The organism is Acetatifactor sp. (genome assembly GCF_982438285.1).
The window spans coordinates 1-7,787 of record NZ_CEWDFQ010000134.1; the positions used below are offsets into that span (position 1 = coordinate 1).

Consider the following 7,787-nt stretch of genomic DNA (forward strand, 5'->3'; position numbering starts at 1 on the left):
CTGTTACATCTGCGGCAGCTACAAGAAGCGCACCCGCGACTGTACGGCGCACTTAGGAAAAGTTTATGGGTATCGTCCGAAAGCACCTTGCCTTTGAGGAATTGCCCCACTTTCTTTTGGGAAATGATTGAGAAAATTGTTGTGCATTATTACTTCTTTATCGCACATTAGTAAAAAAGGCTGGCGTACCACATTGGGTACGTCAGCCTTTTTGTGCAGATAGAAAATCAGTCAAAGTTTTTTTGGAGAAGGCAGCCGATAGCTCTATTGGCCGCCTTCTCCCTCTGCCGCCTGCTGCTGTTGCTGCTGTGCGGCGATGGCTGCAGCGTTTCTCTGGTCGATTTCCCAGCGCTGCTGGTTGATCACCGCCTCATAGTCAGGGTTTGCAAAGAAAGCAGCATCGTGCTGACAGTGGGTTGTGGTGGAATTGGCCGGAACCTGGGTTCCGTCCGGGTTTGTGGTGATGGTGGAAGAACCGCTGGCCAGGGAAGGATCCTCCGGCAGAGGAAGCTCCATCACGCCTGTATACTTAAAGGGACAGTCAGGACTTGCGGGCACCTGGTCATAGTCGCAGATGTCGCCCTGGTAGTGGACATCGCAGCTCTCTGTGGGAACAGTGCCCTCTGCAAAGTACTCTGTCACCACACAGCCCTGAGCGTCGCACAGCCCGGGTATGGGCTGCTTGCCGGACTTGGAGCAGACCTGGGCCTGTACGATGCCGCTGGGGATGCTGAACTGTTCATTGGGCAGATTTTCATGTACCCGTTCCATCACGGCACGCCAAAGGGTTCTGGCCACTGCGGACTCGTTATTGGAGCTGCTGGTGCTCATGCCGATATTATTGTCGTAGCCGGCCCAGGTGGTACAGGTATAATAAGGCGTAAAGCCAGTGAACCACACATCGTGATAATCGGTGGAGGTACCGGTTTTCCCGGCGATAGCTACGCCGCCGAAATTACATCTGGTGCCTGTACCCGTGGTAACCACATCCACCATGGCGTCCGTCAGAAGGAAAGCGGTGGTTTCCTTGATTACCTGGCGGGTGGTGGGATTGGTGTTATCCAGAATCACATTGCCGTCGGAATCTGTGACTCTGGTGTAGAGCTTGGGCTCTACATAGAGGCCGTTGTTTGCAATAGCGGCGTAAGCGGCGTTCAGCTCATAGGGAGTGACGCCATAGGTTAAGCCGCCCAGGGCCAGAGTCTGGTTTACATCTGAAAACACCTCGCCGTTGATTTCCACACCGTCTGTGAGGGTGGTAAACCCGAAATTTAACAGATAATCGTATCCCAGCTGGGGGGTGATCACCGTCTGGGTTTTAACTGCAATTATGTTTAAGGACTGTTCAATGGCCTTTCTGATGGAGTTGATGCCCCGGTAGCCGGAATACCAGTTGCTCACGGGCCTTCCGTCCGCATAGTTAAAGGGCGCGTCCAGATAGGTGGTGGCCAGGGTCTGTCCGGCGCTGTCCAAGGCCGGAGCAAAGGCGGCCAGAACCTTAAAGGTGGAACCGGGGGAGCGTACCGCGTTGGTGGCCCGGTTTAAGGTACGGCGTCCCTCCTTGGTGCCTCGTCCGCCTACAATGGCTACCACATAGCCTGTACTTTGATCCTCGATGACCATGGCAGCCTGGGGCTGGGGGGTCATGGAGATGCTTTCCTCGTAATTATCCTCGCTGTCCTCCACACCGAGATCCGCCAGCATGGCGCTGCGGTAGGTGGCTATGGCTTCGTTGGCATCATCCTGGGAGGAGAAAATCAGATTAAATTTGGAATCCTGATTTTCCTTAAACCAGGACATCATATTTTCCTTGCTGAAATTATGCTTTTCCCCGTCCGGAGTGGTAATGGTCAGGGCATAGGTCAAATACCATTTTACATTCTCCGGGTAGTTGTCTGGATTGGCAAACTCCTCGTCGGCAATGGCCTGAATGGTGGGATCCATGGTGGATTCAATGCGCAGCCCTCCGGAGGTGAGCATGCTTTCCGCCAAAGTCTCGGAATAACCGGCTTTTACCAGATCCTCCTTTACCTGCTCGTATACTGCGTCGGAGAAATAAGAGCCGGAGGTAGTGTTGCTTTCCCGGCAATCCGTGTCATAAAGGCCGATGCGCTCATAGACCGCCTCTGTATCTGCCACAGCCTCGTCGTATTCCGCCTGGGTGATAAAGCCCAGCTCCAGCATTTTATCCAGACAGACCTGACGCCTTTTGGCGTTGTTTTCCGGATAACGGATGGGATTATATCGGGAAGGATTCTGGGTAATGCTGGCGATCACGGCGCATTCCGACAGGGTCAGATCGCTGCAGGATTTGCCGAAATACCGCAGGGAGGCCGCCTCCACGCCCAGGGTATTCTGGCCCAGATTGATGGCGTTCATGTAGCGGAGCAAAACCTCGTCCTTGGAAAGCTGCTTTGTAATCTCGAGAGCCAGATACTGCTCCTGGATTTTACGCTTTACCTTCTTAATGATATTGTCGCCCTCGGAGGTCCAGTCGGTGAAAATTGTGTTTTTCAAAAGCTGCTGGGTGATGGTGCTGGCGCCCTGGGCCTCCTCGCCTCCGGTTATGACAAACTGGTAGGCGGCACGCAGGATACCCTTTACGTCGATACCGTTGTGCTGGTAGAAGCGTTCATCCTCGATGGCCACAAAGGCCTGTCCCAGATGCTCCGGCACCTCATCCATTTCTACCTCGATTCGGTTGGCATTGGTGCTTACGTACTGGTCGATCTCATTTCCCTCGCAGTCGTAAACGATAGTTGCCTCACCGGAAGCGATGACGCCGCTTAAACGGACGGTGGGCGTATCTGCCAGTATGCCCCGGAAGGCGCCGATTCCAGCAGAAACACCAAAGATGCCCACAGCGGCGATTGCTATTAAAACTACCTTAAAACAGGTAAGTATGATTTTTCTCCCCCACTTTGCGGATTTGGAATTCAGAGCCTTCTGTTTGGCCCTGATGCCTTTTTTTCCATAATTCATAGAGATAATCACCTTTCTGCCTGTGGTAACAGACGACATCATTATAACAAAAAATAATATGTAAAGAAAGGCTTTCTTTGCCATATTAAGAATTGTTTCACATTTTTGGCAGTTTATGCTATCCTTGAAAGGGATTAGAATGCCGGGGGAAACCCTGGCGGCGGAAAGGCGCGGAAAAAAGATATGGATTCTTATCGGGTGCTGTTAGAGGGCGGAGAAGGAGAGATCGTAGAGAAGAAGTCAAGGTTTATTGCCACTGTCAGAAGCTGCGGGACGGAGGAGGAGGCAGTGTGCTTTATCGAAGAGATGAAGAAGAAGTATTGGGATGCGTCCCACAACTGTTCGGCCTTTGTCATTGGAAAAAGAGGGGAGCTCACCCGGTGCAGCGATGATGGAGAACCCTCTGGCACGGCCGGAAGGCCCATGCTGGAGGTGCTCTTGGGAGAAGAAATCCGTAACATCGCGGTGGTGGTGACCCGGTATTTTGGCGGAACCCTTTTGGGAACCGGAGGACTTGTGCGGGCCTACACCCAGGCGGTAAAGGAGGGACTGCGCCACTGTAAAATAGGAGTTATGCAACATGGGTATGAGATACGCATTTCAACGGACTACAATGGGATTGGCAGGATACTTTATCTTCTGGGGCAGAGAGGCATAGAACCTGTGGAGAGCAGCTACGGTGAAGAGGCCAGCCTGCTGCTGCACATACCTGCCGGTGAGGTGGAGCGCTTAAGCCGGGATGTGGCGGAGGCAGTCTGCGGCAGAGCGCGGTTTGAAAAAGGAAAAGAGATTTATTACATTGACAAAGAATCTGATGATGGATAAAATGGAATAGGCGTAAGGAAAAAAGGACATTTTGAAAGGTGGTGGTTTTTTTATGAGTAGTCACATATGCGGTACAGATAACCCTCTCCCACGAAGTTACAGGGACATAAAAAAATCATCAAAGGAGAAATGTCATGGAAAGAATCAAGGAGCTGAAGGAGCTGCTTGCGCTTTTGCGTACAAAGCAGTATACGAAACTGCGCCAATATCTTGCTGAGCTCAATGACGCGGATATTGCGGTTCTCATGGAGGAAATGGAAGAGGAGGATATGCTGAAAATCTTCCGGATTCTTCCCAAAGACCTGGCGGCGGATGTATTTTCTTATCTGGATGTGGATAATCAGCACATGATCATTACATCCTTAAGCGATAAGGAAGCGGCCAACATTATCAACAATCTGATGTCGGATGATGCGGTGGACCTTTTGGAGGAGATGCCTGCCAATGTGGTAAAAAAGCTGCTGGCAAACGCAAGCCCCGATACCCGCAGGGATATCAACCACCTGCTGCGTTATCCTGAGGATTCCGCCGGAAGCATCATGACCGTGGAGTACGTGGATCTGAAGGAGAACCTCACCGTAGATCAGGCGATTGAGCGAATCCGGAAGGTTGGACTGGACAGTGAGACCATAGATGTCTGTTATGTGCTGGATGCACAGCGCAGGCTGGTGGGGACTGTAGCGCTGCGCTATCTGCTGTTAAGCGACGGCGATGAGATCATCGGCGATATCATGCACGAAAACGTGATTTCCGTAAACACGCTGATGGATCAGGAGGAAGTGGCCAAGCAGTTTAAAAAGTATGATTTTACGGCCATGCCGGTGGTGGACAATGAAAACCGCCTGGTGGGAATTATCACCGTGGATGATATCGTGGATATCATGGAGGAAGAAACCACCGAGGACATGGAAAAAATGGCGGCGATCGTTCCCAGCGATAAGCCCTATATGAAAACCACGGTTTGGGAGACCTACAAAAAAAGGATTCCCTGGCTTTTGCTTTTGATGGTGTCCGCTACCTTTACCGGCGCCATTATCACCTCCTTTGAGGACGCTCTGAGTGTATATGCGGTGCTTACGGCATTTATTCCCATGCTGATGGATACCGGAGGCAATGCTGGAGGCCAGGCCAGCGTGACGGTGATCCGCGGTCTGTCTCTGGGAGAAATTGAGTACAGGGATGTGCCCAGAGTGCTGTGGAAGGAGGTCCGGGTGGCCATCTGCTGTGGCGCAAGCCTTGCGGCCGCCAATTTTTTAAAGCTGATGCTGTTTGACAGAGTGGGCTTTTTGGTGGCAATGGTGGTGAGCGTTACCATTATCGCTGCTGTGCTGATGGCTATGCTGATTGGCTGTCTTTTGCCGGTAGGAGCCAAACGGCTGGGATTCGATCCTGCTGTGATGGCAAGCCCTTTTATTACAACCATTGTGGATGCCTTGTCGCTGCTGGTATATTTCCAAGTGGCAACGATGATTTTGGGAATATAAAATAGAGATGCGCCGGACCAAAAGGTCTGGCGCATCCTTGCAGAAAGGATGAATGTATATGGAACAGAAGGAAGAAAACAAGCTTGGAGTCATGCCGGTGGGAAAGCTTTTAGTTTCCCTGGCGCTGCCTTCCATTGCGGCACAGATTGTAAATCTCCTTTATAATCTGGTGGACCGCATTTACATTGGGCATATTCCTGAAACCGGAGCGCTGGCCCTGACAGGACTTGGGGTGACCCTGCCGGTGATTACTCTGATTGCCGCCTTTGCGGCTCTGATCGGCTTTGGCGGCGCGCCCAGAGCTTCTATCTCCATGGGGAAGGGAGATTATAAGGAGGCGGAGAAAATCCTTGGAAACTGTGTGTTCACCCTCTGCGTTTTTGCCGTTGTGCTGACGGTTGTGTTTTATGTGTATGCAGAGCCTATTCTGTATGCCTTCGGGGCCAGCAGCGATACCATAGGGTATGCTGTGGATTATATGCGCATTTATGTGCTTGGTACGCTGTTTGTGCAGATTACCACGGGGCTCAACGCATTTATCACAGGCCAGGGCTTTGCCTCCACTGGTATGAAAACCGTTTTAATCGGCGCTGGACTGAATTTGGTTTTGGACCCTGTATTTATCTTTGGGTTTGGAATGGGGGTACAGGGAGCTGCCCTGGCTACCATCCTCTCCCAGGCAGTGTCTGCAGTGTGGGTGCTTTGCTTTTTGTCCGGCAAAAAGACGACCCTGCGCATCCGTGCCGTGAATCTGCGTTTTTCTTTGAAAATTATGGGACCGGTGCTGGCCTTGGGCGTGTCGCCCTTTATCATGCAGGCCACGGAAAGCCTTTTGTCCGTGTGCTTTAACACCTCTTTGCAGAAATACGGCGGGGATGTGGCGGTGGGAGCCATGACCATCCTCTCCAGCGTGATGCAGGCCTCCATGCTGCCCCTGCAGGGAATGACCCAGGGAATGCAGCCTATAGCCAGCTTTAATTATGGGGCGGGCAAGCTGGATCGGGTAAGAAAGGTATTCCTTCTCACCCTGGGAAGCTGTCTTGCCTATTCCTTCCTTCTGTGGGCCGTAGCAATGCTCTTTCCCCAGGGACTGGCAAGAATTTTTACCACAGATCAGGAAACCATACAGTACACTCAGTGGGCTATGCGTATTTACATGGCTGTGGCCTGCATTTTTGGGGCCCAGATTGCCTGCCAGCAGACCTTTGTGGCGTTGGGAAAGGCGGTGCACTCTCTGTTTTTGGCGGTGCTTAGAAAGGTAATCCTCTTAATTCCCATGATTTACATTCTGCCTAACTTTTTTGAGGACAAGGTGTTCGCCGTATTTTTAGCGGAGCCGGTATCTGACCTGCTGGCCGTGTGCACAACTGTGACCTTGTTCTTTGCCACGGCATGGAAGCTGATGAATCCAAAGAAGCAGTAGGCTTTTACGTCTGGGCCAGGAAGTCAAACTGGGACAGATACAAATGATAGTATTCTCCTTTCTGGGCCAGGAGCTCCTCATGGGTTCCTCTCTCCAAAATGCCGCCCCGATCCACATACAGAATGCAGTCCGCATTTTTGATGGTGGAGAGCCTGTGGGCGATGATAAAAGAGGTACGGCCCTTTAACAGTTCATTTAACCCCTTCTGCAAGAGCAGCTCCGTTTCGGTGTCAATGCTGGATGTGGCCTCATCCAAAATCAGGATTCTGGGGTCCGCCAGCAATGCTCTTGCAAAGGAGATCAGCTGTCTTTGTCCTGCGGACAGACGGCTTCCCCTCTCGTTCACTTCCGTATCATATCCGTTTTCCATCTGAGAGATAAATTCATGGGCGCATACGGTTTTGGCAGCCTTGACCACCTGCTCGTCGGTGGCCTCTCTGTTGCCGTAGCGGATATTTTCCATAATCGTTCCCGCAAAGATAAAGCTGTCCTGCATCATAATGCCCATCTGGGTGCGCAGGGAGCGGATGGTCACACTGGAGATATCTATTCCGTCAATGAGGATGCGCCCGGACTCCACGTTGTAAAACCGGCTGATCAGATTTACAATGGTGGATTTTCCTGCGCCGGTGGGCCCTACAATGGCGTAGGTTTCGCCCTTGCCGGCCGTAAAATTAATGTGGTCTAAAATCCGATGTCCCTCCTCGTAGCAAAAGCACACATCCTGAAATTCCACCGTGCCCTGAATGGGAGGCATGGGTACCGCATCAGGAGCGTCCCGCACCAAAATGGGCTCGTCGATGGTCTCAAAAATCCGCTCCAGGTAGGAGATGGCCGTCAGCAGAGAGTTGTAAAAGCTTGCCAGGGTGTTGATGGGCGTCCAGAACCTGCTGATGTAGGCGGTGAACAAAACCAGGGTGCCTACGGTCAGTGTTGCGTCCGGAGCCAGAATCCAGCGTATGCCAAGCACATAGATGAAGGAGGTGGTGATGGCGGAGATGATATCCACGCTGGGCCCCATGGTAAAGTTAAACATCACCGCCCGCATCCAGGCCCTGCGGTAGCCATAGCTG

5 protein-coding genes and 1 pseudogene are annotated in these 7,787 nt (G+C 51.9%); 4 read left to right on the forward strand and 2 right to left on the reverse strand.

Annotation, left to right across the window (positions count from 1 at the left end):
- Window positions 1-56: 56 nt before the first annotated feature.
- Window positions 57-147, forward strand: a pseudogene (locus AC1WIP_RS08175) (DUF4368 domain-containing protein); the annotation flags it as partial.
- A 117-nt stretch (window positions 148-264) separates the two neighbouring features.
- On the opposite strand, the gene AC1WIP_RS08180 reads toward AC1WIP_RS08175, so the two are convergent.
- Window positions 265-2,982, reverse strand: a complete 2,718-nt coding sequence (locus AC1WIP_RS08180) for a transglycosylase domain-containing protein (protein ID WP_481141385.1) — start codon at window positions 2,980-2,982, stop codon at window positions 265-267.
- Between the two features lie 183 nt (window positions 2,983-3,165).
- On the opposite strand from AC1WIP_RS08180, the gene AC1WIP_RS08185 reads away from it, so the two are divergent.
- The 3 genes from AC1WIP_RS08185 (at window position 3,166) to AC1WIP_RS08195 (ending at window position 6,714) form a co-directional block, all read left to right on the forward strand.
- Window positions 3,166-3,807, forward strand: coding sequence for a YigZ family protein (locus AC1WIP_RS08185; protein ID WP_481141386.1), 642 nt, complete (start codon window positions 3,166-3,168; stop codon window positions 3,805-3,807).
- A gap of 134 nt (window positions 3,808-3,941) precedes the next feature.
- The gene (gene mgtE, locus AC1WIP_RS08190) at window positions 3,942-5,291 is read left to right on the forward strand and encodes a magnesium transporter (RefSeq protein WP_481141387.1); all 1,350 of its coding nucleotides are present in this window, start codon (window positions 3,942-3,944) and stop codon (window positions 5,289-5,291) included.
- A gap of 58 nt (window positions 5,292-5,349) precedes the next feature.
- The gene (locus AC1WIP_RS08195) at window positions 5,350-6,714 is read left to right on the forward strand and encodes an MATE family efflux transporter (protein ID WP_481141388.1); all 1,365 of its coding nucleotides are present in this window, start codon (window positions 5,350-5,352) and stop codon (window positions 6,712-6,714) included.
- Between the two features lie 4 nt (window positions 6,715-6,718).
- Here AC1WIP_RS08195 and AC1WIP_RS08200 read toward each other — a convergent pair.
- Window positions 6,719-7,787, reverse strand: a 1,069-nt coding sequence (locus AC1WIP_RS08200; protein WP_481141389.1) for an ABC transporter ATP-binding protein, incomplete at its 5' end; no start/stop codon positions are given.

Coding starts and splice junctions, on each gene's coding strand:
- AC1WIP_RS08180 (WP_481141385.1), bottom strand. CDS start 2,982: ATGAATTATGGAAAAAAAGGCATCAGGGCCAAACAGAAGGCTCTGAAT.
- AC1WIP_RS08185 (WP_481141386.1), top strand. CDS start 3,166: ATGGATTCTTATCGGGTGCTGTTAGAGGGCGGAGAAGGAGAGATCGTA.
- mgtE (WP_481141387.1), top strand. CDS start 3,942: ATGGAAAGAATCAAGGAGCTGAAGGAGCTGCTTGCGCTTTTGCGTACA.
- AC1WIP_RS08195 (WP_481141388.1), top strand. CDS start 5,350: ATGGAACAGAAGGAAGAAAACAAGCTTGGAGTCATGCCGGTGGGAAAG.